The 25,705-nt window shown below is 57.0% G+C and carries 20 protein-coding genes and 1 pseudogene; all 21 read right to left on the reverse strand.

Annotated features, from left to right (window positions below; genetic code table 11):
• Positions 1-68 precede the first annotated feature (68 nt).
• Complete coding sequence (locus tag PGQ95_RS11630; RefSeq protein ID WP_430918156.1) at positions 69-3,452, reverse strand: ImcF-related family protein; 3,384 nt, start codon at positions 3,450-3,452, stop codon at positions 69-71.
• Between the two features lie 97 nt (positions 3,453-3,549).
• Positions 3,550-5,994, reverse strand: a complete 2,445-nt coding sequence (locus tag PGQ95_RS11635) for a T6SS phospholipase effector Tle1-like catalytic domain-containing protein (RefSeq protein ID WP_430918158.1) — start codon at positions 5,992-5,994, stop codon at positions 3,550-3,552.
• On the reverse strand, positions 5,967-6,539 hold the full coding sequence (locus tag PGQ95_RS11640; protein ID WP_430918160.1) for a DUF3304 domain-containing protein: 573 nt from the start codon (positions 6,537-6,539) through the stop codon (positions 5,967-5,969). The genes PGQ95_RS11635 and PGQ95_RS11640 overlap by 28 nt, the downstream gene beginning before the upstream one ends.
• Positions 6,540-6,654: 115 nt before the next feature.
• Positions 6,655-9,051, reverse strand: a complete 2,397-nt coding sequence (locus PGQ95_RS11645) for a T6SS phospholipase effector Tle1-like catalytic domain-containing protein (RefSeq protein ID WP_430918162.1) — start codon at positions 9,049-9,051, stop codon at positions 6,655-6,657.
• A complete protein-coding gene (locus PGQ95_RS11650; protein ID WP_430918164.1) occupies positions 9,024-9,593 on the reverse strand; it encodes a DUF3304 domain-containing protein in 570 nt (189 codons plus the stop codon). The genes PGQ95_RS11645 and PGQ95_RS11650 overlap by 28 nt, the downstream gene beginning before the upstream one ends.
• Before the next feature lie 157 nt (positions 9,594-9,750).
• Positions 9,751-10,113 carry a hypothetical protein gene (locus PGQ95_RS11655; protein ID WP_430918166.1) on the reverse strand — a complete coding sequence of 121 codons (363 nt, stop codon included), beginning with the start codon at positions 10,111-10,113 and terminating at the stop codon, positions 9,751-9,753.
• Positions 10,086-10,659: pseudogene (locus PGQ95_RS11660) on the reverse strand (DUF3304 domain-containing protein). Before PGQ95_RS11660 ends, PGQ95_RS11655 begins: the two are co-directional and overlap by 28 nt.
• Positions 10,660-10,801: 142 nt before the next feature.
• The gene (locus tag PGQ95_RS11665; protein ID WP_430918168.1) at positions 10,802-11,251 is read right to left on the reverse strand and encodes a hypothetical protein; all 450 of its coding nucleotides are present in this window, start codon (positions 11,249-11,251) and stop codon (positions 10,802-10,804) included.
• A complete protein-coding gene (locus tag PGQ95_RS11670) occupies positions 11,224-11,814 on the reverse strand; it encodes a DUF3304 domain-containing protein (protein WP_430918170.1) in 591 nt (196 codons plus the stop codon). Before PGQ95_RS11670 ends, PGQ95_RS11665 begins: the two co-directional genes overlap by 28 nt.
• Positions 11,815-11,956: 142 nt before the next feature.
• Positions 11,957-12,406: a hypothetical protein gene (locus tag PGQ95_RS11675; protein ID WP_430918172.1), complete on the reverse strand. Its 450-nt coding sequence runs from the start codon at positions 12,404-12,406 to the stop codon at positions 11,957-11,959.
• On the reverse strand, positions 12,379-12,951 hold the full coding sequence (locus PGQ95_RS11680; protein ID WP_352509734.1) for a DUF3304 domain-containing protein: 573 nt from the start codon (positions 12,949-12,951) through the stop codon (positions 12,379-12,381). The genes PGQ95_RS11675 and PGQ95_RS11680 overlap by 28 nt, the downstream gene beginning before the upstream one ends.
• Before the next feature lie 515 nt (positions 12,952-13,466).
• Positions 13,467-14,225, reverse strand: a complete 759-nt coding sequence (locus tag PGQ95_RS11685) for a DUF4123 domain-containing protein (RefSeq protein ID WP_430918174.1) — start codon at positions 14,223-14,225, stop codon at positions 13,467-13,469.
• A gap of 2 nt (positions 14,226-14,227) precedes the next feature.
• Positions 14,228-15,388, reverse strand: a complete 1,161-nt coding sequence (locus tag PGQ95_RS11690) for a hypothetical protein (protein WP_430918176.1) — start codon at positions 15,386-15,388, stop codon at positions 14,228-14,230.
• Positions 15,385-15,642 carry a PAAR domain-containing protein gene (locus PGQ95_RS11695; RefSeq protein ID WP_087860650.1) on the reverse strand — a complete coding sequence of 86 codons (258 nt, stop codon included), beginning with the start codon at positions 15,640-15,642 and terminating at the stop codon, positions 15,385-15,387. The genes PGQ95_RS11690 and PGQ95_RS11695 overlap by 4 nt, the downstream gene beginning before the upstream one ends.
• Positions 15,643-15,681: 39 nt before the next feature.
• Complete coding sequence (locus tag PGQ95_RS11700; RefSeq protein ID WP_430918178.1) at positions 15,682-18,060, reverse strand: type VI secretion system Vgr family protein; 2,379 nt, start codon at positions 18,058-18,060, stop codon at positions 15,682-15,684.
• A gap of 200 nt (positions 18,061-18,260) precedes the next feature.
• Complete coding sequence (locus tag PGQ95_RS11705; protein ID WP_430918180.1) at positions 18,261-19,940, reverse strand: OmpA family protein; 1,680 nt, start codon at positions 19,938-19,940, stop codon at positions 18,261-18,263.
• Positions 19,937-20,602: a type VI secretion system protein TssL, short form gene (gene tssL / locus PGQ95_RS11710; RefSeq protein ID WP_430918182.1), complete on the reverse strand. Its 666-nt coding sequence runs from the start codon at positions 20,600-20,602 to the stop codon at positions 19,937-19,939. The genes PGQ95_RS11705 and tssL overlap by 4 nt, the downstream gene beginning before the upstream one ends.
• Entirely contained in the window at positions 20,599-21,942 is a 1,344-nt protein-coding gene (gene tssK, locus PGQ95_RS11715; RefSeq protein WP_430918184.1) for a type VI secretion system baseplate subunit TssK, read from the reverse strand. Before tssK ends, tssL begins: the two co-directional genes overlap by 4 nt.
• A gap of 772 nt (positions 21,943-22,714) precedes the next feature.
• A complete protein-coding gene (locus tag PGQ95_RS11720) occupies positions 22,715-23,722 on the reverse strand; it encodes a FecCD family ABC transporter permease (RefSeq protein ID WP_183269062.1) in 1,008 nt (335 codons plus the stop codon).
• Positions 23,719-24,675, reverse strand: a complete 957-nt coding sequence (locus tag PGQ95_RS11725; RefSeq protein ID WP_430918187.1) for an ABC transporter substrate-binding protein — start codon at positions 24,673-24,675, stop codon at positions 23,719-23,721. The genes PGQ95_RS11720 and PGQ95_RS11725 overlap by 4 nt, the downstream gene beginning before the upstream one ends.
• Positions 24,676-24,690: 15 nt before the next feature.
• Entirely contained in the window at positions 24,691-25,473 is a 783-nt protein-coding gene (locus PGQ95_RS11730) for an ABC transporter ATP-binding protein (protein WP_430914533.1), read from the reverse strand.
• Between the last annotated feature and the right edge of the window lie 232 nt (positions 25,474-25,705).

The raw sequence follows: 25,705 nt of genomic DNA on the forward strand, positions 1-25,705 counted from the left end.
TATCTCAAATGTCAGAATTGGAAAACTCGCCGCTTGTAAAGCAGCGCTTGCAGCGTGAGTGTCGGCCCTTATTCCTCTACGTCACCGTCAGCAAACGGTTCCGCACGGGGAGCCTCCACGATGAAAATCTGTGTCGGCACCGTGAAGTTTCGCAATTTCAGCAACGCCAACGGGCCATCGCCGAGTTCGGTACGCAGCAGCCACTGCAGTTGCCGGTTATCCGGCGTATTGACCGTCAGGCGAAACAGCCCATCGCCGATCTGCTGGCGCTTCATTCTCTCCAGCATACGCAGCGTGCCCCACGGGCCGCTGTCGTTCGCCAATAGCCGGGCGCCCGCCGCCGTTGAGCTCCAGCTCAGCATCGCGCCGGGTTTGTTGATAGTCCCCGGCCAGCGGAAGCTTTTCCATTCGGCAAGCTGGTTAAAGTAGTGCAGATTCTGGCCGTCGAGGGTGAGCTGCGTTTCAACAATGCCCGGCGTCGCCACCCCCTGTAGTTCAAATCCCATTCCCTGGCTGCCGTCGGTAAACAGGATGTCGGACAAGGAACTCAGTTGATTAATCGCCTTCAGGAAGGCCGGGTTAAACGTCAGCCCCTGACTGTGCGTGCTATCGGCCACCCAGCGGCTGCCCTCCCGGTTGAGCACGCCGCCCAACTGTCGGGCGAGAAACTGGTCGATCCGCCCGCTATCGCGACGGATGAATGCCGCCAGCATCGGTAGCGAGACATCGTTTTTGCCCGCGGCAAACGGATAGCGGCCGTCGAAAGCCGAATGCCAGTTAGCGACCACAGAACGCTGCCACGCCTCGTTCAGGCTGGCCGCCGATGGCTGCAGCACCGTTTCCCAGGCCTGCGTCAGCGGCTGGACGAACATGGTCTGGCCGAAACCGCTCCACTCTTCGCCGAGGCTGGCCGCCACCAGGCTGCCGTACTCCTGGGTGTCGGTCAGATCGACGCTTTTACCCTGAAACACGGTCTGCGCCAGCTGCTGCATCATCGCCTGCGGGTCGGGGGCGTTTGCCACCTGCTGGAGCCGCAGGCGTACGCGGGTCAAGCGCGTCAACCAGGTCTGTAAACTGAGGGTGCTGTCTGCGGCGACCACGCTCTGAGAGGGATTTTTGCCCATCAGCGCCAGCAGCGGCCCAAAGGTGCTATCCAGCGGGCCGCGCACGCCGCCGGCCTGCTGGTCGATAAACGGCTGCTGGTCCTTATCGAGTAGATTTTTTGCCGACTTCACCAGCGAATCCGCCACGCCCTCACGCTGCTGCCCGGTCTGCCCCTGCCAGGCAAGGGTATTCATCAACGCAATCAGCGGCGACTGACGAACGTCGCCCGCCAACGTGAGCTGATCGGTAACATCGGCAATATTGCGCGCCGGATTTAAGCGAAGGCTATTGAGGAAACCCAGCCACGCCCCGGTGAAATCGGTGAAATAGCGATCGGTCAGCCGCTGTTTCAACGCCGCCGGGGAGACATCGCCGCTGACGGTCTGGCGGCTATCGCTCAGCACCCAGTCAATCTCATCGCGCCTGGCCGCCACCGCCTTATCGATCGCCTCGCGGACGCCGCCCTCCCACGCCTGGCGGGTAAACATCCCCGGAACCACCTCTTCCGTGGTAAACAACCGGCTGGCATTGGTCTGCGGCGTCATATCTTCCAGCATCATGTCGGCATAATTACGGCGCACCTGCAGCAGCATGTTCTCGTAAAGCGTGCTTTCGGCGTTGCGCCGCCCGATTTGCGCCAGCAGCACCTGACGCGCTTGCGTCACCAGTGCGGCATCCGGGGTGATTTTCCACGTCGGCTGCGACGGCAAGTTACGCATATAGAAGGCCCATAAATCAGGGGCGATACTCTGCCATAGCGCCGGGGCGACTCCCTGACGCGTCTGCTGCGCGGCGGTCATTGTCTGGCGGTAAAACGCCGCATCGGCTTTGTCCGGACGCGCCATCATCAGATAGGCCTTTAACTGGTCATAACCCGCTTTCGCCAGCTGCGCCCGCTGCGGGCTGCGCGGCGGCAGGTTGACCAACACGTTCAGTTGCCGGGTCAGCGCCTGCGCCGCCGCGTCGCGGATCAGACGCTGGTTAGCCCGCCCATACCACGGCAGCAGCACGGCAGAAAGCGGCGCATTATGATTAAGACCAAAGCGCTGATACCAGGGCGCGCCGTTGGCGAGCCGATTCTGTAGACGGCCGATATCGTTGCGCAGCATCTGCAAATCGATCAGCTGTTGGTCGTTAACGACGGGCTGCCGCAGCAGCTGTACCCGCTGGGTGGCGCTGACAATTTGCTGGCGGTTGACGATAAAAGAGAGCAGGCTTCCCGCCGCCCACAGGGCAATCAGCGCCAGCAGGCCGACGCCGAGGGAGCGGCGCCACGCCACCCCCACCGGCACGCCGCGCGCGCGGCCGCAGTCTGCGATGATCCCCTGCCAGGCGGCCGGGGCCGGCCAACGGTGGGGATAGAGCCCATTGTCCACCGCCTCTTCCGCCTTTAACGCGGGGCTGAACAGCAGACCGCGGAGCGGGATCTGTTGCAGATGCCCGGTAAGCCACGGCGTCAGTAGCGTCTTCCAGCCGCTGATACCGCCCTCCTTCAGCCATTTAGCGACACGCAGCAGGTAATCGTGGGACGAATCAGCGCACAACTGCTGAGTACCCTGCGCCAGCATGGCGGGCAGAATGGCGCGAAGCTGCCGTTCAACATCCTGCGGGACGGCTCGCGGCGGGAACAACGCCCCCAGCGTCTGGGTAATGCGCGTATCCTGCGGCCAGTCGCTGTCGCGGAGTTGCCACAGATAGACCGGCGGCTGGTAGCGCAGGACCTGCGCAACCTGCTCCAGCGTACGCAAATACTCGTCCAGATTCGCGGCGGTGGCCTGAGTGTTGTTCAGCGCCAGCACGATACCATCCAGCGGCCGGCGGCCGCGCAGCCGACGCAGAGCGCTGAGCCGCTCGTTATCCACCGTCGCCGACAGGCTACCACCGTGAATTAGCACCGTACCGCGGCCCTCCAGCCATTGCTGTTGCGCAAGGCCGGGAGCGATGCCGGCAATCTGCGCCGCCTCGCCAGCGACCCACAGCAGGCGGACCTTATTGCGCCACAATCGGCCGTAGCGGCGACGAAGAGAGTGCTTTAAGGACGCAAACGGCTGCGCCGGTTTTGTCTGCTGGCTAATAAAAGTCCGCGTCTGACGCTGTTGCCCATCGGCTTTTTGCCTGATAAACAGGTGGAAAGCAATAAAGCCCAATATCCAGAGACAGAGACCATACGCCCAGATCAGGCCACAGACGGTCAATATCTCGCGGATCGCCGTCCACTGCAGCGTGCGGTTGGCGTGCCAGTTCCACCATCCCAGACCGCTCAGCAGGACCACAATTGTCCAGACGGCAAGACACAGGGTCGCGGTAGCCGCTACGGTCATTACCGCGGCATTTTTTTCCTTGAACATAAAATTGATGATTCCCTTAGCCACGGGCGTGCATCATCACGCCCGTATAGCGTTATTAAGGATACTTAGCGGATATAATGAATATGGCGATAACGAATTAAGGCAGCAGTATTTTAAAAGCCTCGCTTTTTATATCGCGATATATTTTACCCAGCACGCCCGATACCGTATTCAGATCTTTCATATCCGTTCGCGCCTGCACTAATATATCGCCAACATTAATATCTATAATCGCTTTTACCCGCTGGCCAAATTGTTTCACCGAATCCCACGTATCGTCATCGTTATCGTAAATCGTCCGCGACGCAAAATAACCGTGGGAAAACGAGGAGTGCAGCGGGTCGTGATTATATTTAGCCAGCGTGTCATGCACGTAGTTATCGTAAAAATCCAGCATCGTCGGCGAGCCCATCAGCGCCGCCCGCCGGGCATCGCCGCTTTTCTTGATCTGGATATATTCCGACTCCTGCGCCGCCACCAGCGGACCGCCGAGCTGGTTGGTCTGCGTGGTGGGGATCACATCCAGCAACACCTGAGCCAGCAGCGCCACGATACCGGTATGGGCAAAGTCATAGCCCCACGCCGCGCGGTCCAGCCGATCCTTATCGATAAACGGCACTTCCCGCGGCCCTTCGCTTTCCGCGGGCGCCGCCGCCGACGGCAGCGCGCTGGCCTGCTCATTCAGCGCCTGCAGATAAAAAGGCTTACGCTGATAATACTTATCGGCGTATTGCGGGCTGGCGAAGCGCTCGGTGCGCCAGGCGGTGATCCAGCTCAGCTGGTCCGCCAGCATCACCTCCAGCGCTTTAGCCTTCAGCGGCACATACACCGGATCCGGCAGTTTGCCCAGCGGGCCGTTCTCCGGCGGCTTCGCGGCGGCGGCGGCTTTCGCCTTATCGCTATCCGCCTTGTCGTGAGCCGCCTTCAGCGCGGCGACCGGATCCCGCCCCTGAGCCACGGCGATGGCCACCACCTCCGCCTCGTTGACGGCCGGCGTTTCGGTCTTCGCTCCCGCCTGCTGCGCCCCGGCCTGCTGCCAGGCGTTAAACAGGGCGATGGCCTGGGCGGAGATTTTGAATTGTTTTATAACGGCATTCGTCATTATCCGATAGGTCTTATTTTTAGCCCCTCCGGGCAACACCTCCTCAGGCACGCTCAGCGGCGCCCCGGCATCGAAGGCGGCGGCATACATATCGTGCAGCACAATCTTTGACAGCAGGCTGCGGGCGTCGGTCTGCACTTTGCCGAGTTCCGTGGGTTTACAGTCGCCGCCGACATCGGCATGCATCCCGGGGTAGATCACCTCCACCGCTCCCGCCGGATATTTACCATCCGGACCGCGAATGGAGTCCAGCGGCAGGTCGCCGTGCTGCTCGTGGCCGGCGACAAAATGGTAGCAGCTTTTTAAGAAGCCTTTGGTGGTCGGCAGCCGCAGGCTGTTGGCCGCCCAGCCCAGATGCCCGGTGGCCGACGGCAGGATATGCGGCACGCCAACCGCGGAGACCGTATCCAGCAGCCCCATAAACTCGATACTAATGGGAATGCCCATCAGGGTCGGGCCGGCGGGTACCACCGTCCCCGCCGGCAGCATATTTGTCGCATCGAGCGGCATTTTAGCGTCATCGAGCAGCGACTCCAGCCCGCGGGCGAAGGCGCGGGCGGTGGCGGCCCCCCGGCAGTAGCCGTAGACAAAGAGCTTGATTTTGGCGATGCGCCGCTGCGAGCGCTGGATATGCAGCCGCGTTGGCTGCCGCGGCCACTGATTGACCACGGCACCCAGATGGTCGTCGCAGAATTTGTCAAGCGCGCTTTTACGGTTGAACTTCTGGGTCAGCCGCGAGAAGGGCCAGACGGTGGCCATACTGTTCCGGTATCTGGTCAGTTCGCTGTCTTTGATCGCGGTTTTGTTCACCGCATAGCAGATGCTGCTGTAGGTTTTAAGCAGCGCCTGGTTGATACGGTCTTCGCCGCCATTGGCAAACAGCTCGCCGTCCAGGGAGTAGTGCTCTTCGCCAATCTCAGGAAAGCGCGCCCCGCAGCCGGGAAAGTAGTAACAAAAGAAACCATCGTTATCAGCTGAAAAGCTCTGATCCGTCCAATTGGCCGCATGGTAAAGGCGGCCAATATTGGTCAGCGGCGGATTACGCGAGCCATACACTTCATCAGCACCTTCTTTATTGCAACAGGTACCGTCGAAGAACAGGCTGATATGCAGACTGGCCGGGCAGCCCGGTTCCGTCGTTTTTTTGTCCGATTGATGATCGGACTCCCCGATATATCCCTCCAGGTACTGCCTGGCATAGTTGCCTTCGGTCTGCGTTCTGTTCGCCGGCAGGCGCCCACGCTCGTTGTATTCGGTTTTCTGCTGCGTGGATTCATCCGCTGGCGCTTTCCCCTTTTTATCATCCGGCCCTGGAAACTTCGGCGGTAAGCTGGCCGCTTCCGCGGTGGAGGTTTTAACCGTGACCGGAGTGGCGCCGGTCTGAAAAGCCGCAATAAGCGCCTTCAGGGCATTCAGCGTGGAGTCTGCGGCGTCGGACATACGATCTCCTCCTTGATATGTTTGATAAGTATTTTCTGAGCCCTAATCTGCCAGTCAGGAGGAGACTGGGGAACCGGATACCCCGGCTGTCCCGGCGGGATGCAGGAACGGACTATCCGCACCTTATCGCAGGGGAAAATATGCACATGAAAACCGCAGGCCTGCTCCTCTTCCCAGCGCTCAATGGGTACGGTAATCGGTCCATGCCGCTGATAGTTTGTTTCATAATCATCGGGCATCTCACTCGATTTCATCCAGGCATTAGGATCTGAAGTCCAGGTGATTTTTGCCGTCAGTCCCGGGCGCCAGACATCTGGCACCATCACGCAACAGAAGCCGCCGCCGCCGCCGTAGGGATTAGCCCTGGGGCCCCCGTAACCGTTCACCTGCACCGAAACAATGTCGTCCGGGCCGTGGTTTAAAAGAGTGATGTCAGCGCCGCTCATCCCGTCGCGACTGTGGTCGCGGCAGGCCGTCAGCAGGCAGAGCAAAACGGCGGCCAGCACCGCCAGCCCGCCGGGCAAAATACGGATATGCTTTATCATTGATGTGTCCTTACAAATTTAAAGTGATGGCTTATTAATAAATGACGTAATTAAAGGATTGTATTTATGCTAATAGATGCCCCCCATATATAACTGATAATGATATTTGTAGCGGTCAAATAAAATTGGCCGCTATAAATATCTTCAGCTGTATTTTCATATCCGTTCGCGCCTGCACTGATATATCGCCAACATTAATATCTATAATCGCTTTTATCCGCTGGCCAAATTGTTTCACCGAATCCCACGTATCATCATCGTTATCGTAAATCGTCCGCGACGCAAAATAACCGTGGGAAAACGAGGAGTGCAGCGGGTCGTGATTATATTTAGCCAGCGTGTCATGCACGTAGTTATCGTAAAAATCCAGCATCGTCGGCGAGCCCATCAGCGCCGCCCGCCGGGCATCGCCGCTTTTCTTGATCTGGATATATTCTGACTCCTGCGCCGCCACCAGCGGACCGCCAAGCTGGTTGGTCTGCGTGGTGGGGATCACATCCAGCAGCACCTGAGCCAGCAGCGCCACGATACCGGTATGGGCAAAGTCATAGCCCCACGCCGCGCGGTCCAGCCGATCCTTATCGATAAACGGCACTTCACGCGGCCCTTCGCTTTCCGCGGGCGCCGCCGCCGACGGCAGCGCGCCGGACGATTCATTCAGCGCCTGCTGATAAAAAGGCTTACGCTGATAATACTTATCGGCATATTGCGGGCTGGCAAAGCGCTCGGTGCGCCAGGCGGTGATCCAGCTCAGCTGGTCCGCCAACATCACCTCCAGCGCTTTGGCCTTCAGCGGCACATACACCGGATCCGGCAGTTTGCCCAGCGGGCCGTTCTCCGGCGGCTTCGCGGCGGCGGCTTTCGCCTTATCGCTATCCGCCTTGTCGTGAGCCGCCTTCAGCGCGGCAACCGGATCCCGGCCCTGGGCCACGGCGATGGCCACCACCTCCGCCTCGTTGACGGCCGGCGTTTCGGTCTTCGCCCCCGCCTGCTGCGCCCCGGCCTGCTGCCAGGCGTTAAACAGGGCGATGGCCTGGGCGGAGATTTTGAATTGCTCCAATACATAAACAGACATCATTCGATAAGTTTTCTCTTTGGCGCCGCCGGGTAATACCTCAGGAGGCACGCTCAGCGGCGCCCCGGCATCAAAGGCGGCGGCATACATATCGTGCAGCACAACCTTTGACAGCAGGCTGGCGGCATCGGTCTGCACTTTGCCGAGTTCCGTGGGTTTACAGTCGCCCCCAACATCGGCATGCATCCCGGGATAGACCACCTCCACCGCCCCGGCCGGGTATTTACCGTCCGGACCGCGAATGGAGTTCAGCGGCAGGTCGCCGTGCTGCTCGTGGCCGGCGACAAAGTGGTAGCAGCTTTTTAAGAAGCCTTTGGTGGTCGGTAGCCGCAGGCTGTTGGCCGCCCACCCCAGATGCCCGGTGGCCGACGGCAGGATATGCGGCACGCCAACCGCGGAGACCGTATCCAGCAGCCCCATAAACTCGATACTGATGGGGATACTCAGCAGGGTCGGGCCGGCCGGAACCACTGTCCCCGCCGGCAGTATATTTGTCGCATCAAGCGGCATTTTAGCGTCATCGAGCAGCGACTCCAGCCCACGGGCGAAGGCGCGGGCGGTGGCGGCCCCCCGGCAGTAGCCGTAGACGAACAGCTTGATTTTGGCAATGCGCCGCTGCGAGCGCTGGATATACAATCGTGTCGGCTGCCGCGGCCACTGGTTCACCACGCAGCCCAGATGATCGTTGCAGAATTCATCGATCGCGCTTTTACGGTTGAACTTCTGGGTCAGCCGCGAGAAGGGCCAGACGGTGGCCATACTTTGCCGATATCTGCTCAGCTCGCTGTCTTCTATCCTTTCCTTTTTCACCGCATAGCAAATGCTGCTGTAGGTTTTAAGCAACGCCTGGTTGATACGGTCTTCGCCGCCATTGGCAAACAGCTCGCCGTCCAGCGAGTATTCGTTCTCGCCAATCTCCGGAAATCGCGCCCCACAGCCAGGGAAGTAGTAACTGAAGTAGCCGTCGTTTTCCGCAGTTTCATCCTGCTCTTTCCAGTTTGCCGCATGGTAGAGGCGGCCAATATTGGTCAGCGGCGGATTGCGGGAGCCGTACACTTCATCAGCCCCTTCTTCATTACAGCAGGTACCGTCAAAGAACAGGCTGATATGCAGGCTGGCGGGGCAGCCCGGTTCCGTTTTTTTATCCGATTGATGATCGGACTCCCCGATATATCCCTCCAGGTATTGCCTGGCGTAGTTGCCTTCGGTCTGCGTTCTGCTCGCCGGCAGACGGCCGCGCTCGTTGTATTCGGTTTTCTGCTGCGTGGAGTTATCCGCTGACGTTTTCCCTTTTTCATCATCCAACCCGGGAAACTTTGGCGGTAAACTGGCCGCTTCTGCGGTGGAGGTTTTAACAGCGACCGGGGTGGCGCCGGTCTGAAAAGCCGCAATAAGCGCCTTCAGGGCATTCAGCGGAGAGTCTGAGGCGTCGGACATACAACTTCTTCCTTAATATGTTTGATAAGTATTTTCTGAGCTCTTTGCTTCCAGTCTGTCGGCGACTGGGGTACCGGATATCCCGGCTGTCCAGGTGGTATGCAGGAACGGACTATCCGCACCTTATCGCAGGGGAAAATATGTACATCAAAGCCACATCCCTGACCTTTTTCCCAGCGTTCAATGGGCACGGTAATCGGCCCATGCCGCTGGTAATGACTCGCATGATCATCAGGGATGTGCTTCGGGTCTATCCAAGCGTTAGGATCGGAGGTCCAGGTGATTTTTGCCGTTAATCCCGGGCGCCAGACATCTGGCACCATCACGCAGCAGAAGCCGCCGCCGCCGTAGGAATTGGCCCCAGGCCCGCCGTAGCCGTTCACCTGCACCGAAACGATGGCGTCCGGACCGTGGTTATAGAGATTTAAATCAGCGCCGCTCATGCCGTCACGACTGTGGTCGCGACAGGCTGTCAGCAGGCAGAGAAAAACGGCGGCCAGCACCGCCAGCCCGCCGGGCAAAATACGCATATGCTTTATCATTGATGTGTCCTTACAAATATAAAGTGATGACTTATTAATAAATGACGTAATTAAATGCTTGTATTTATGCTAATAGATGAACCCCCCATATATAACTGATAATGATATTTGTAGCGGTCAAATAAAATGGGCCGCTGCAAATATCAATACCGGTTTCTCATAGGCCAGAGCCGGCAATATTAGTCAGCAGCGAATTGTGTATGCAGGCTGGCGGGCAGCCTGGCTCCGTTTTTTTGTCCGATTGATGATCGGACTCCCCGACATATCCCTCCAGGTACTGCCTGGCGTAGTTACCTTCGGTCTGCGTTCTGCTCGCTGGCAGGCGGCCGCGCTCGTTGTATTCGGTTTTCTGCTGCGTGGAGTTATCCGCGGGCTTTTTGTCATCCGACCCGGGAAACTTCGGCGGTAAACTGGCGGCTTCCGCGGTGGAGGCTTTAACCGTAACCGGAGTGGCGCCGGTCTGAAAGGCGGCAATGAGCGCCTTCAGGGCATTCAGCGTGGAGTCTGCGTTGTCGGACATACGATCTCCTCCTTGATATGTTTATAAAGTATATTTTTGGCTCTTTCCTTCCAGTCTGGTGGCGATTGGGGTACCGGATATCCCGGTTGCCCCGGTGGTATGCAGGAACGGACTATCCGCACCTTATCGCAGGGGAAAATATGCACATGAAAACCGCAAGCCTGATCCTCCTCCCAGCGTTCGATAGGGACGATAATCGGCCCATGTTTCTGATAGTGAGTCTCATAATCATCGGGCATCTCACTCGATTTCATCCAGGAGTTAGGATCGGAGGTCCAGGTGATTTTTGCCGTCAGGCCCGGCCGCCAGACATCTGGCACCATCACACAGCAGAAGCCGCCGCCCCCCCCCGTAGGAGTTCGCCCTTGGCCCCCCATAACCGTTGATCTCCACCGAAACGATAGCGTCCGGGCCGTGGTTTATAACGGCTATATCAGCAGCGCTCATGCCGTCGCGACTGTGATAGCGACAGGCCGTCAGCAGGCAGAGCAAAACGGCGGCCAGCACCACCAGTCCGCCGGGCAAAATACGGATATGCTTTATCATTGATGTGTCCTTACAAATTTAAAGTGATGGCTTATTAATAAATGACGTCATTAAATGCTTGTATTTATGCTAATAGATGAACCCCCATATATAACTGATAATGATATTTGTAGCGGTCAAATAAAATGGGCCGCTACAGACATCAATACCTGTTTTCCAAATGATAAAGCCGGCCGATATTGGTCAACGGCGGGTTACGCGAGCCGTATATCTCATCAGCCCCCTCTTTAGTACAGCAGGTACCGTCGAAGAACAGGCTGATATGCAGGCTGGCCGGGCAGCCCGGTTCCGTTTTTTTGTCCGAGGGATGTTCTGACTCTTTAACATACCCCTCCAGGTACTGCCTGGCGTAGTTGCCTTCGGTCTGCGTTCTGCTCGCCGGCAGGCGCCCGCGCTCGTTGTATTCGGTTTTCTGCTGCACAGAGTTATCGGCAGGCTTTTCTCCCTTTTTATCATCCAGCCCGGGAAACTTCGGCGGTAAGCTGGCAGCTTCCGCGGTGGAGGCTTTAACCGTGACCGGAGTGGCGCCGGTCTGGAAGGCCGCAATAAGCGCCTTCAGGGCATTCAGCGTGGAGTCTGCGGTGTCGGACATACAACTTCCTCCTTGATATGTTCGATAAGTATTTTGTGTGCCCTTTCCCTCCAGTCAGGGGGAGACTGAGGGACTGGATATTCAGGTTGACCTGGCTGAACCGGCCCCCCCGGGAGCACACAGGAACGCACTATCCGCACCTTATCGCAGGGGAAAATATGCACATGAAAACCGCAGGCCTGCCCCTTCTCCCAGCGCTCTATAGGTACGGTAATCGGCCCATGTTTTTGATAGTGAGTTTCATAGTCGTCCGGCATCTCACTGGACTTCATCCAGGAGTTAGGGTCGGAAGTCCAGGTGATTTTTGCCGTCAGCCCCGGGCGCCAGACATCAGGTACCATCACGCAGCAGAAGCCGCCGCCGCCGCCGTAGGAATTGGCCCTTGGTCCCCCGTAGCCGTTCACCTGCACCGAAACGATGGCATCCGGACCATGGTTTAACAACGTTATGTCGGCGCCGCTCATCCCGTCGCGACTGTGATCGCGACAGGCCGTCAGCAGGCAGAGAAAAACGGCGGCCAGCACCGCCAGTCCGCCGGGCAAAATACGGATATGCTTTATCATTGATGTGTCCTTACAAATTTAAAGTGATGGCTTATTAATAAATGACGTCATTAAATGCTTGTATTTATGCTAATAGATGAACCCCCATATATAACTGATAATGATATTTGTAGTGGTCAAATAAAATTGGCCGCTACAGACATCAATACCGGTTTTCCAAATGATAAAGCCGGCCGATATTGGTCAGCGGCGGGTTACGTGACCCGTACACCTCATCAGCCCCCTCTTTATTACAGCAGGTACCGTCGAAGAACAGGCTGATATGAAGGCTGGCCGGGCAGCCCGGTTCCATTTTTTTGTCCGAGGGATGTTCTGACCCTTTAACATACCCCTCCAGGTACTGACTGGCGTAGTTGCCTTCGGTCTGCGTTCTGCTCGCCGGCAGACGGCCGCGCTCGTTGTATTCGGTTTTCTGCTGTGTAGAGTTATCGGCAGGCTTTTCTCCCTTTTTATCATCCGGCCCGGGAAATTTCGGCGGTAAACTGGCGGCTTCTGCGGTGGAGGCTTTAACCGTAACCGGAGTGGCGCCGGTCTGAAAGGCGGCAATAAGCGCCTTCAGGGCACTCAGCGTGGAGTCTGCGGTGTCGGACATACAACTTCCTCCTTAATATGTTTGAAAATGATCTTATCCGCTCGTTGCTCCCAGTCAGGGGGCGACTGGGGTACCGGGTAGCCCGGCTGTCCCGGCGGGATGCAGGAACGCACTATCCGCACTTTATCGCAGGGGAAAATATGCACATCAAAGCCACAGGCCTGCCCCTTTTCCCAACGTTCAATAGGTACAATAATCGGCCCATGGCGCTGATAGTGAGTTTCATAATCATCCGGCATCTCACTGGATTTCATCCAGTAATTGGGATCGGAGGTCCAGGTAATTTTTGCCGTCAGGCCCGGGCGCCAGACATCAGGCACCATCACACAGCAGAAGCCGCCGCCGCCGCCGTAGGAGTTAGCGCCTGGCCCGCCGTAGCCATTCACCTGCACCGAAACGATGGCATCCGGACCGTGATTGTAGAGGTTTAAATCGGCGCCGCTCATCCCGTCGCGACTGTGGTCGCGGCAGGCCGTCAGCAGGCAGAGCAAAACGGCGGCCAGCACCGCCAGTCCGCCGGGTAAAATACGGATATGCTTTATCATTGATGTGTCCTTACAAATATAAAGTGGTGACTTATTAATAAATAACGTAATTAAAGGATTGTATTTATGCCAATATATGAGCCTCCATATATAACTGATAATGATATTTGTAGCGGTCAAATAAATTTGGCTGCTACAGACATCAATACCGGTTTTCCAAATGATAAAATCGGCCAATATTGGTCAGCGGCGGGTTACACGAGCCATACACCTCATCGGCCCCCTTTTCATTACAGCAGGTACCGTCAAAGAACAGGCTGATATGCAGGCTGGCGGGACAGCCCGGCTCCGTTTTTTTGTCCGATTGATGTTCAGACTCCCCGACATATCCCTCCAGATACTGTCTGGCATAGTTGCCTTCGGCCTGCGTTCTGCTCGCCGGCAGGCCGTCAGCAGGCAGAGAAAACCGGTGGTCAGCACCGCCAGCCCGCCGGGCAAAATACGGGTATGCTTTATCATTGATGTGTCCTTACAGAACTGATCATCACCTATTGATGATCAAAAGGGAGGATGTTTTATTCCTTAAAGTGGCTTTCAAACCAGGACGCTAAATCGCCGACAAAATTCTGCTGATGCGCCTGCCAGCCGAGCTGCCAAAGAGTGTTAAATTTGTCCTCCTGGGTGGCAAAAAAGGTGCTGAATTTTTCAGAAACCGTAAATCGCTGGGCATCGATAGCGACATCCAGTTTCATCATTTGCTCATCGCTGAAATTAATCTTGATCGCCTCCGGGATCGCTGCCTGAACTGGCGAACATTCGCCTTCCAGCCAGCAGATCTTGTTGTCTCTATCGCGGTAGCTCCAGAGATAAACCGGTTCTAAAAACCATGCTTTTTGTTCTTCAGTGAGCACATGCTGCATCAGCAACGGGAACATACGGGTATCGTAATAACGCACCAGGCCAGAACGGTCTTCCCATGCGCCGTCGGCCAGATTGCGCAGATGAGCGGCGAGCGTTGAAAAACTTAGCGGTGAGAGGAAGATCAGCAGACACGGCTTGTAGGAAAATGCGGCGATCAGATCGGCGATCCATTGACGATGCTGCCAGCAAGCTAGCTCCAGCCGCATCAATAAAGGCGCCATCTCCAGCAGCGGCTCTTCCGGTTGCCCCTGATAGAGCGAGAACCACTGCACCGGAGGAGAAAGTCTATTTAAGCCATCCAACAACGGATTGCTTAAAACACCTTGATCGGCAATGAGATAGACGTCGCGCAGCGCGAGTTTTCGGGCAAATTGTTCCAGCTTGCTAGTCCATTCCTGATTCATTAACGACATGTTCATTCCTTCTTATCTTGAGGTTGCGGTGCCGGCACGGCTGCGGTGACGATGCCCAGTGAGAGAGGATGACGCGGGTCGCGGGCGATCCAGCCGCAAGACTGATGAAAGCGACAGGCAAATATCGCCGCCAGCGTAATCGTGATGAGCTGCTCCATCGGCCCCGCCTCCCCCCAGTTTTCATCCTGCAGCAGCTGGTTGCTGTTCCAGCCGCTTTGCGCCAGTTCCGGGATTTGCGGCTGTGTGAATGCGATACAGGGATCGGGCGGACGTTCGGCCCCGCTTTGCTGCATCGCCCGCTGACAGACCTGCTGGATATTTTCCACCGCAGCGCCTTCATAAACCTCGCCGCGGGTCAGTCGCGCCTCCCCCTCCCGGGCCAGTAACCACAGCACGGCAGATTCACCCGCCGGTCTTGCGGAATCCGCCGTCGCCGCTACCGACTGGCACCCTGCCACCAGAATGAAACATCCGTCGCCGGCCGCATTCATTCGTGCGGTAATCTCCGATAAGCAGGCCTCGCCCTGCCAGGGTTCAGCCATATGCGGCAACTGAGCGGTGGGATAGCGCTTGCGCAGCTCGGCGCAAAATTCTTGCCATGCCGGTTCGCTGCCCTGCCAGTAACAGCCGCTCAGGCAGGGAAATTGATGGTCGCCTCGCTGCGCCAGCCATTGTTGCGCCAGCATCCTGGCCAGCTGCTGTTCGCGCAGGTCGATATCAACGATATCCGAGTGAATCAGCCGCAGCGCCCGCGCACCGGCCTCCAGTTTCTCTTTTGGCGTCTGATGTTCTCGCTTCAGCAGCGCATGCCAGTGCTCGGGTTCACACCCCACCGGCCCCAGCAGCACCGTTTCCACCAGCCCAACGCTATATTGATGCCGGGCCCACCACGTTTGATGATCAAAATCGATCAACTGCTGGTAGTACTGGGTATAGTGGACCGACAGGCGGTAATAAAGCAGACGCAGCATCCAGATGATGAAGACCAAAAGCACGGCGCTAACGATCGCGACGGCAATTAACGCCCCGCCACGCGCTTCGCCAGGCATTAACGCCGCGCCTCCACCGCTAATCAGCGTCAGCCCCGCGCCGACGGATAACCACCGTCCGTTGCGGGGCGGCGTGGCAGTTTTATAAGGCAGATAGTCGGTGAGCTGTCTCATAACGCGACGTCGCAATCAGGGCGTGAGCTCACCAGCGTACAGCCGCAGGCGCAACGATGCCCGTCAAGAGCCACCGGAGAACCATCCACTTCATACAGCGAGCTTCCTTCGGCTATGACCGTCAGGCCATGTTCATTGCAGCTCACCTGGTCGCCTTTGCAGGCGATGCCTTTACCAAAACAGAGATAATGGCCGCCGATCACCGTACCGCCATGCTCACGCAAGGTATCACCCTGCCGAATAATGGGTTTCAAGGTCTGTTCCTCCGGGTAAGTTATATCAATGGGCGATTGTCAGGCGGCACGCGGAACAAAGGTCTGAGCCAGTTCTTGCGCATGAATCAGGCAGTCTTTACATATCGATGTGGGAAGATCGGGAAGCGGAAACGTCTCGCCGGCCGGCCCCTGCATCTTATGCGTGCCTTTAAAACTGAGCAGACCGGGGCTGTGAAGATGGATTTCTCCCTGCGGCGTCAGGCGAATGTAGCCGCCGCCGCAGCCCAGGGTGATGCCATTTTTGGCGGTAAGCTGCAGATGTCCCTGCGTTGATTGAACGGTAACATCCTTCAGTGAAGTGAGCGCCAGGGTATCGCCGTGCGACTCTATCGCCAGCGGACCTTTCACTGATACCATACGCATCCCTTCGCGGTGGGACAGCAGCGAGATAGCGTTTTTGGTATTCACCGAAAGCCGATTGCCGCTGGCCAGCGCAATATCGCTGGCGCTTTGCAGGTACAACCCTTTACCACTCTGTAGCAGCGTCGTTTCCGCCGTCACGATGCCGATGCCTTTCGGCGCGCTCATTAGCAGGACGGGGCTCGCGAGGTTGACGGCTCTGCCGACGAACTGCTTTAACGTGCTGACATCCGGCGGGGTGTTGTAGTGGGTGCGGGCTATCTCCTGCCAGTCGTTGAGCTGAACAACGGCACTGCCGAGCAATTGACTCGCGGGATCCATTTCCACGGTCGCGCCCATCGCTTTCAGCTGTTCATCGGCGGTAATAAATATTCCCTTCCCGCCGCGGATCGCGCCGTAGCTGTCGGTGCGTAACTCAAATCCCTCACCGCGCGGCGTGTTCTGATGATCCACCAGGTGGCCGAGATTGAGTTGGCTCTTGCCGCCATATTCGGTGCTGACCTTAACGTGCTCTTTGCCCCGTGTATCATCAAGGCGAATCTTGTTATTCGCCGGCGTGCGCAGCACGTTGCGCTTGTAGTTGTAAAGCGTCACGTGGTCCTGGTGCGTGGAATCGTGCAGGGCGCCGGCAATATAGGGCCTATCGGGATCGCCCTGCTCAAAAGCGATCGCCACTTCGGTGCCCGCTAACAACGGCAGATGCAGGCCAAAAGTTTCACCGGCGTAAGGGCGCGACTGGCGCACCCACAGGCTTTCCTCGCCCGGCTGCCAGCGATCGCGGTCGAACAATAAGTTCACCCGATAACGTCCGTCGCGATCGATATGGCCGTAGAGATCGTTGATTTTGGTGCTGGTGACGCGCGCCGGTAACGTCCCGGCCATCTTGGGTTTGCTGATGATTGCCGGGCGAAAGCAGTAGGTCTCAACACTGGGAATGGCCTGAAATGTCACTTCGAAGCTGCGGTCGCGGCGGGCGCGACAGTGAATCGCAGCGATCGCCACACCCTGGCGCCAGAGGTCCGTCACCTCCTCGCCGCCGCTCACTTTTAGCTGCTGTCCGGGAGACAACGCCGCACAGTTTGTTTCTCCGTTCAGCCGCGTCTGCTGGTTGAGATAGCGCTCATGGCGAATACGGGCATAAAAGGCCCCGCTCTCCGGGTCCGGAGTATGCTGATAGCGATTACCTGGCGTCAGGTAGTTGTCCGCCCAGTGATAGGCTTCACCGTAGGTGGTACTATCGCCCCGGCTGACATTGACATTGAGATTCATATCCTCCGGCGCGTTACGATAGTTGTAGTCACGGGTGAAGACCGAACGCTCAACCACGCGGTGTCGGCTTTGTAAATCCCACACCGATTCGCTCCCGCCGTCATGCTGCCCGGAGGGGGCGACCGAGGGCAATACCAGCCCCGCCTCGTAGTGTTGCTGGTCGTCGTAGAACTCCGCTACATCAATATTGAGCCGGGTATCGGCGATAAAACGAAACCAGATCCCCACCTCGCCCAACAGGCGGGAGATAAAAGTCAGATCGTCCTCACCGTACTGCATCACCTGTTCACGCCGCGGATATTCATGCGCCAGTTGAAAGACAAAATCTTCACCGCGCATCTGGTGACGGGTTCTGAGGATGTGCTCCACAATCTGCGGCGCCGACATGTCCTGATAAATCCGATTCTGATGGCTCTTCGACAGTAGCGCCAGACGCGGCTGTAACGTCAAGGCGTAGCGCGTTTCCTCTTTTGAGGTGGAAAGCCGTTCAAAAGCGGTGATCACTCCCTGCACAACGCGCACCGGTTGCTGGATCTTAATGCCAAATCCCTGGTCAACCGGCGCCTGCAAGGTCAACGAGGCATTTTTCAGCAACATCTGCTGCGGGGTGATGGCACGATCGCTGCTGGTAAATTCAATGGTATAGCGGAAAGGCTCGCTTAAGTTTTCCTCGCCTTCGAAGCACAGAACGTCCAGCAAGGAGTGACAACCATGCACCTGTAAAAGATGATGACTGTGGTTGAAAAACAAAGGCTTTATGTCATTCATGGTTTATTTTCCTGTATCAAACGCCATTCTCTTTATCTCCCTTCCATCGCTTTCAGCCACGCTACCGCCCGTCGCTGTTTCCTGTTGATAAGGAGCCCAAAAGCGCACAAGGTTGGGCAGGTTGTGTTGACCCCGGTACCCGGCAACAAAAACGACGGACAGGAAAACCTGTCCGCGCAGAGCGTCATGAGATGGTCGGTTTAGAAAGCGCCATCCGCCGGGGATGAAGCGGAGGTTGTCGCAACACGGCAGGCATCAGCCTGCGGCACCAGGCTAATTTCAACCCGGCGGTTGAGCGCCCGGCCTTGTTGCGTCTCGTTGCCGGAGACAGGACGGCTTTCGCCATAGCCCTGTACCGCAAAACAACTTTCCGGCACGTCACCGGTGTCGCGCATCCAGTTGCGCACCGATTCGGCACGCTTCAGAGAGAGTGTCTGGTTGGATTTATCATCACCCACGCTGTCGGTATGCCCGGCGATGACGATAAGCCAACCTGGCCTGGCCTTTATCCCCACCAGCGAGTTCACCAGCAGCTTTGTGGAGCCCGGTTTCAGCGTCCACTTGCCGGTATCGAAAAGAGACATGCTGTCGAGGCGGATAATTTTCGGCACGATTTTTTCTACCGCTTTCGGCGGAGGCGGGGGGACGTAGGAGCGAATCGCTTCCAGTAACGGCTGGCGCAGACGCTCGCCGCGATAGAGCCCAAGGCTGAGCGCCAGCGGCGCGCCGTCACGCGCGAAGGCGTCCAATTGCGCCGCATCCTGGCGTAAAATCTGTACGGCGCGGGCTTTTGCTGCATGGTCGTCCATCGCCGTCCGTTCATAACGCTGAACATCAAAACCAACCCGCTGGAGGAGTTGATGGTTATTCCATGCGCTGCAGCACAGCGCAATCAGAGCCGCGAGGGAGAACAGACAGAATGCCCGCCGCAGAGCACGGCTTTTCGGCGTAATGCCGCCGCCCTGCGGCAGTATCGGCAAAATAAAATCCGGCAGTTTCCGCGCATCGGCAGCAATTTTCGGCAACCAGCCCGGTAGTGAGTTGAGGGAAGTATGCTCAGACAGCCAACGCTGCCATAGATTATCCGCCACGGCAGGCGCCCCGGCTGGCGTGAAATGATACAGTACGACCGCCGGAGCGATCGGGGGAACATCGTCGGTGGCCGCCGTCAGTACGCTCAACGCTATCTGCTGCGTAAAGCGGGCAAACGCATTCATCCTCACCAGCGCCGCCAGGCGATGAGCGCCATCAGCCTGCATCAGCCAGCTTGCGCTGCTGAACGGCACGCCGTCAGGCAGCCACATCTGCATCGTCTCTTCGGCACGCGCTGTCTGCCATAACGGTTCCAGCGATGCGCCGAACAGGGTGCTGTTCAGCAGTAACGGTATCGCCCGACGGGTATCACGCCGCACCTGAGCAAGCTGCCAGCGTAGCTCGCGAAACCGGGCCGTCAGCGCCGCGTCATCATCATGTTGTTGCGGCTGCACGCAGTACATCACCGCCAGCTGGGCGATGAGCGCCGGCCGCTCACGCTGCAAATAACGCGCCGTCTGCTGCAACGCGGCGGTGGCGACTCTCAGCCAGCAACCCTGCGCCGTACGGTAAACCGCCCCTTCTCCCGGCCAGTCCGCCGTGTCGCCGCAGACCAGCACAACCGGCTGTCGATACGGCGCCGACGGTAGCTCAACCAGCCAGTCGGCATCCGCAGGTCGCTCACGTTGTTGGCGCCCGACGTAGACCAGCCCGGCCGCTACGCCTGCCGCCATCAACCCAACAGCCAGCACCCGGCCGCCGGTGGATAACGGCAGAAACAGCAGGATCATCAACACCGCCAGCAGCCCGCCCCACAGCCATAGCAGGCGCTGATAGCGCGCGCTCATTGTCCGCCTCCCAGTCGCAACGCCGCCACCAGGGTATCCAGCCAGTAGTTTAATCCCAACCACAACGCGGCTACCGCCGCCAGCGACAATCCAAGACAAACCGGCCAACGGCGCAGCCAGTCAGCCATGCCTCGGCGCCCGGAGAGGGAGGCCAGTATCGGCAGATGCGGGTCGCACGCAAACAGCGGTACGCGCTCGCCAAGCGCGCTGACAAGCGCTGCGCGCGCCGGATCATTGAGGCTATAGCGCCCCTTAAAGCCCAGCGCCAGTACCCGATGAAAACAGGTCAGTACAGCTATATCCGGCGCCGGTTCGCGCAACGTCTGGCGTATACGCTCATAGAGCGCATCTCCGGCTTCCATGCCGCCAAAATATTTGACCTCAAGCGGCCGGTCGTACCAGGCGATACAGGCGTCATCTTCCTCTTTGCGGCCTTTCGCGGTTTCATCCAGCAGCGCGCACCACGCATAGAGGATGTGCTGGCGGTTCGTCTCGCTGACATCAGCGGCGACCAGCTGCGCCATCACCTGTTCAATGTTATCTACACAACGCTGCCAAAGAAGTTTCCCCTCCCCCTCGGCCAGTTTGGCGCCAAGACGCAGTTCCGTCACCGTTAGCCAGCTATCCGCCAGCAGAGCATCAATATTGATATCCTGGGTCATGAGCGCAGCACCGCATACAGTTCGAGTTCAGGATCGCCCAGCAGGCCGGGCACGTAAAAGACGCAACTCCCTTCCGCCAGCATCGCCTGCGCTGCCGGATGAGTCATATCAAGGGTGAAATACTGATTCTCAAGGCGCAGCGGAATAGCGGCGGGAACATGGCTCATGGCTTTCAGCGGAATGCCCGGCTGCGAACCGTTGACCACCCGGTCAACCTCATCGGGGCTGCCGGTTTTACACTGTTGCGGAAATTGCTCCAGCAGTTGCGACGCAGGCAGCGCGGAACGCACCGAGAGATAAAAATCGGCTTCTTCGCGCAACCTTGGATCGTGCAGGCGGGCATGCCAGCGCTTACGCCGGTCATCGTGCGTCATTTCAATCGCCACAACCCGGGATGGCAGGCTGGCTTCGAGCAGTACGCCGAGTAATTTGAATAGCGGTGGAAAGACTTCGGTCAGCGCCTGATGGCGATAGGGCGGGATATCCGCCGTGGTGTGGTCAAGGGAGAAAGTCAGCAAGCTGCCCGCCAGGCTGGCCAGCGCTTCATACAGCCGTTCCGGATGTACCTGGGGATGACGCAGAAAATGGCTCAACACCGGCTCCGCGCTGTTGAGCGCGTTCAGCAACCAGAACAGTGATACATCCGCCACCGCAAAATCCGCCATCCTGGCGTTGCTCTCCCGGCGCATGGCCATCAGACGTTGCAGGCGCGTGCGCAGCTGATTCGTCAGTTGTTCCGTCTGTTCGTGCAGCCAGCGGCTGGCTAACACTTTCAGTAGCGGTGGGATAAAGTCCTCATCCAGCGACCAGCACTCCTGACTGTCGCGACGTAGCCTGGCGAGGGCGACGGTTTGATAATCGCCGTTATCGTCATCCGCAGCGCGCAGCGTCAGTTGCGCAAGCATCACCGCAATTTGTCGACTGTCTTCGCCATATCTGTTGCGCACTTCTCGCCAGGTCTGGCGCCAACGTACCGGACGCTCTGCACGTTGCTCCACCTGCAAGCAGTTGCCGCCGTTGCCATGCTCATGGGGCAACGCCAGCACCACCGTTAATTCATGGCAGTCCGCTTGCGGCAATACCATGGCTTCAGGCAGCGCATCAGCATTATCACTGTCAATTAGCGTTCCATCAGGAAAGCGTACGTACAGGTGGCTGGCTTTCAGTGTCCCTTGCTTTAGCAGAGCGGCGTCAAATTCGACGCGGATGACGCCCCAGGGATTCATCACTCCCAGACGGGCGATACATTCGCTTTGCCAGGCCGCCTGGTTCACCTGTTGTTGAAAATGTTGTGGGGAGATCATCTGACCCCTGCCCCACAGTGGTCGTAATGTCTTCATCGCACCTCCTGTGCGTTACTCTCGCTTCTCTAATAAGGTGTTCTTAAACTGCAAATTTAATTTCACCTTGCTAACTCACTGGCAAACGGCACTCAGAAACAGAAAAACTTGAATTATTGTTATTGGTATTTATTTTTTCTTGAACGAATATTGGGTGGGCTTTAATATTACCGGAACGACTAACGGCCAGGGATTTAAGCGTCAGTTTGACGGCCCTCTGTTCAATTTCGATATGCAGTGACAACAGTGAAGGAATACGGGTATTGAGTCGCTCACCTGGGCAAGCGCTGTTCATTACACCCCTTATATATCTGAACCACATCAGAATGAATCACTGGTTACCGTTAACCACCCGAATTAATGAACTATATTTAGATTGATATCAAGAATATTCATCACGGGAATAGCGAATAAAATAACCAACAATTGCAATATCTCAATATATCGCGTGGCCTCATGTGTTTTGAGCAGGGAATTAAACCAGGAACTTACCAACTAACGGGTCATGCGCCAATGATGTCTGTTTCATTGATATAAATCATTACTTACCGCCATGCCGCAACAATCGTGGCCTGAAAAAAATTTCTGTCCAATTATATTTTTGGCGAATCATTTAAAAAAAACCACCTCGTCCAAAAGCGCTCTATCCAGAAAAGTTCCCCCTTCAACGACGGAGAGTACCTTTATAATCGGCGAGTCACATTCATTTAAATAATAGAACCCATTATTTGCGCGCAATAATGGGTCAACCGCTATTTTCCCGTGGCTCGGCTTATCGTGTTGCCCGCATTAGCAGGCTAACAATAAACGCGCCGCCAAGCCCGGCAGTAATAATACCAATCGGTAATTCTTGATTCGCTATCAGACTTCGACTAAGTATATCGCCGCCAATGAGCAATATCGCGCCCAGCAGACCGCACATTGGTACGGCCAGCCGGTGCCTGACGCCAACGACCCGACGCGCCAGATAAGGCACCATCAGGCCGACAAAACCAATGACCCCGGTTAAAGAGACCAGTAAAGCGGTAGCCAACGCGCAGCAGAGAAAGGTTTCGCTTCTCAAACGCTGCACATCGACGCCCAGCGAGCAGGCCGTCTGCTCCCCCGCCAGCAGTGCATCCAGCGCCCGCCAGCGACGCAGGGTAAATCCGCTCAACAACCCCAGGCTCAATAATGGAATGAACAAGTTGTCCCATCGCGCCAGTCCCAGACCGCCCAACGACCAGAATAGCAACGAACCGGCCGCTCGCTGGTCGCCGGAAAAGACCAGATAGCTGGTCAGCGCGCTGAAAAGAAACGACACCGCCAGGCCGCAGATAATTAACTGTTCCGCTCGCCTTAGCTGATTGACGCGAAACAATATCATCACCGCCAGCGCGGATAATATCCCGCCGACGAAGGCCGAGACCGGCAGCGTAAACGCCCCCAGTACATCGCCGAAGCGGGTAATCACCAGCACCGCGCCGGCGGAAGCGCCTGAAGAGAGACCAAACAAAAATGGATCGGCCAGTTCGTTACGTGTCGTGGTCTGTAACAGCAAGCCGGCGATCGCCAGTCCTGCGCCGGTCAACGCCGCCAGCAGGCTCCGTGGTAGACGTAAGTCAATGACGATAGTTTTCAAAATTTCGGGAACGGGAGCGGATGATATCCCTAACGCTGATATCACTTGTTGCCATGAGAGTTCCACACTCCCCAACCGCAGGCTCGAAATCATCAAGCCGCATAAAACCACGGATGCCAGCGCCGTCCACAGAAGAAAACGTTGCACTGACGGCTTCATTTCACGTCCGTGGCATATAAGAGATGCGCCAGCTTCTCAACCGCCGCAATATTCGCCGGGCCCGGAGTCAATTCAGCATACTGTAGCTTAAGATAACGCTGCTGCCGGACGGCGGGCGTCAATTTCATCAGTGGATGAGATTCCAGCACGTGCTGCAGCGCCTCGGTTCCCGTGCCGGTTTGGTAATCGAGCAGAATAATCACCTGTGGTTCGCTGGCCGCCACCGCCTCCCACGTCGTCGTGGTCCAGTTCGCGTCCAGAGTATCCATCACGTTGCGTCCCCCGGCCGCCTCGATAATGGCCGTCGGCATCCCGTACTTGCCGCTGGTAAAAGGTTTATCTTCGCCGGAGTCATAGACGAAGACCCGCTGCGGCTGCATATCCGCTGCCCTGGCTGGCAGATTCGCCAGGCGACGCTTCCACCCTTCCACCAGCGCTTCGGCCTGTTGTTGCTTGCCAAAAATCTTGCCCAACTTGAGTTCATCGTTGTACAGCAAGCCCATATCGGCTTTCTTCCCGCGCCCGCCGGCCTGGACGCAGCTTTCACTGAGTACCAGCGTGTTAATCCCATATGGCGCCAGCGTCTGCGGCGTCACATCACCGCCGATTTTCATGCCGTAGTTCCAGCCGGCGAAGAAAAAGTCCGGCCGAACCGCCAGCAGCGTTTCCAGCGACGGGTATTTAGGCGCCAGCTCGGGGATGGTCCCCATCGCTGCTTTGAAATGTGGCGTAAGTTTGTACCAGCCGGTGATGCCGGTTAGCCCCACAATACGCTCCTGGAGATCGAGCGCAAAGGCCATTTCCGCCATATTAAGATCGTTAATCACCGCACGCTGCGGGGGTTGATTAAAGGTGATGGGCTTACCGCAGCTGTCCACGGTAACGGGAAAGGGATTAGCTAACGCTAACGGGCTACTTAACAGCAGCCATAAGATAGTTAAAAGTCTGTTCATATTTACTCGAGGTCATTAAGCGCGATGAGGAACTTCAAAAATGCGTAGCGCTTTACCGCTAACGGGATGCGCCACGCGAAAACTGGTCATGCCAAAAACCGGATAGCTTACGTTGGGGTGCAGCGCAGCCTCGGGTACGTCGCAAATCATCTGCTTGCCGTGGTGGATAACCAGCATTCGGTCGGCAAAGGCTTCAGCCGCGGCAAGATCGTGTAACACCGCAATCACCGCAACTTCTGTGCGCTTTACCAGGGTAAGCAACTCGCTTCTCGCCAGCGGATCAAGGTGATTGGTCGGTTCATCCAGCAGGAGTAATGCGGGTGATTGCGCCAGCGCGCGGGCGAGCGCGGCGCGCTGGCGCTGACCGCCGGAGAGGTTGCCCAGCGGGCGATGGCGTAAAGGCTGCAGCCCCGTATCGCTAATCACGCTATCCACGATGCGCCGTCCCTGTGCCGAGGAGGGTGATTCACGATACGGTAAACGCCCCAATTGAACATACTCTTCCACCGTCAGGCGCAAATCAGGGGTATCGTTTTGTGACAGGAAAGCAATATTCCGCGCACGCGCTTGAGGCGACAGTTGCCGTAGTGGACACCCCTGCCAGTACAGCGTTCCTTTATCCGGGCGAGCGTCGCCAATGATCGTCCGCAGCAGGCTTGATTTACCACTGCCGTTGGGGCCAATGACCGCCAGCTTTTCGCCGGTATGGAGCGTGAACTGGATATCATCAAGTATCGTTGTACCACGCCGGGCGTTAAGACTTATCCCGTCAACGTGCAGGATCGCAGGTTCGTTCATATGATTCATAAGCTATGTTATAACATAACAATTGTTGTACCACGTTCGCCTACCAACTGCAATTCCGCGCCTGTGGATTTTTTACTAACGATTCGAGTAAAATACCCACACTATAAAAATAACAATTTAAATATTCAGTAAATTCATAAAAGGGATGTAAAAATTACACAGCAATTATTATTGCTGTGTTTCATTCTTATTAGCGCGGTGATTTTACTATATCAATGCATTA

It is taken from the genome of Klebsiella sp. 141240, from assembly GCF_050600805.1.
In the GTDB taxonomy this organism is placed as follows: Bacteria; Pseudomonadota; Gammaproteobacteria; order Enterobacterales; family Enterobacteriaceae; genus Klebsiella; species Klebsiella aerogenes.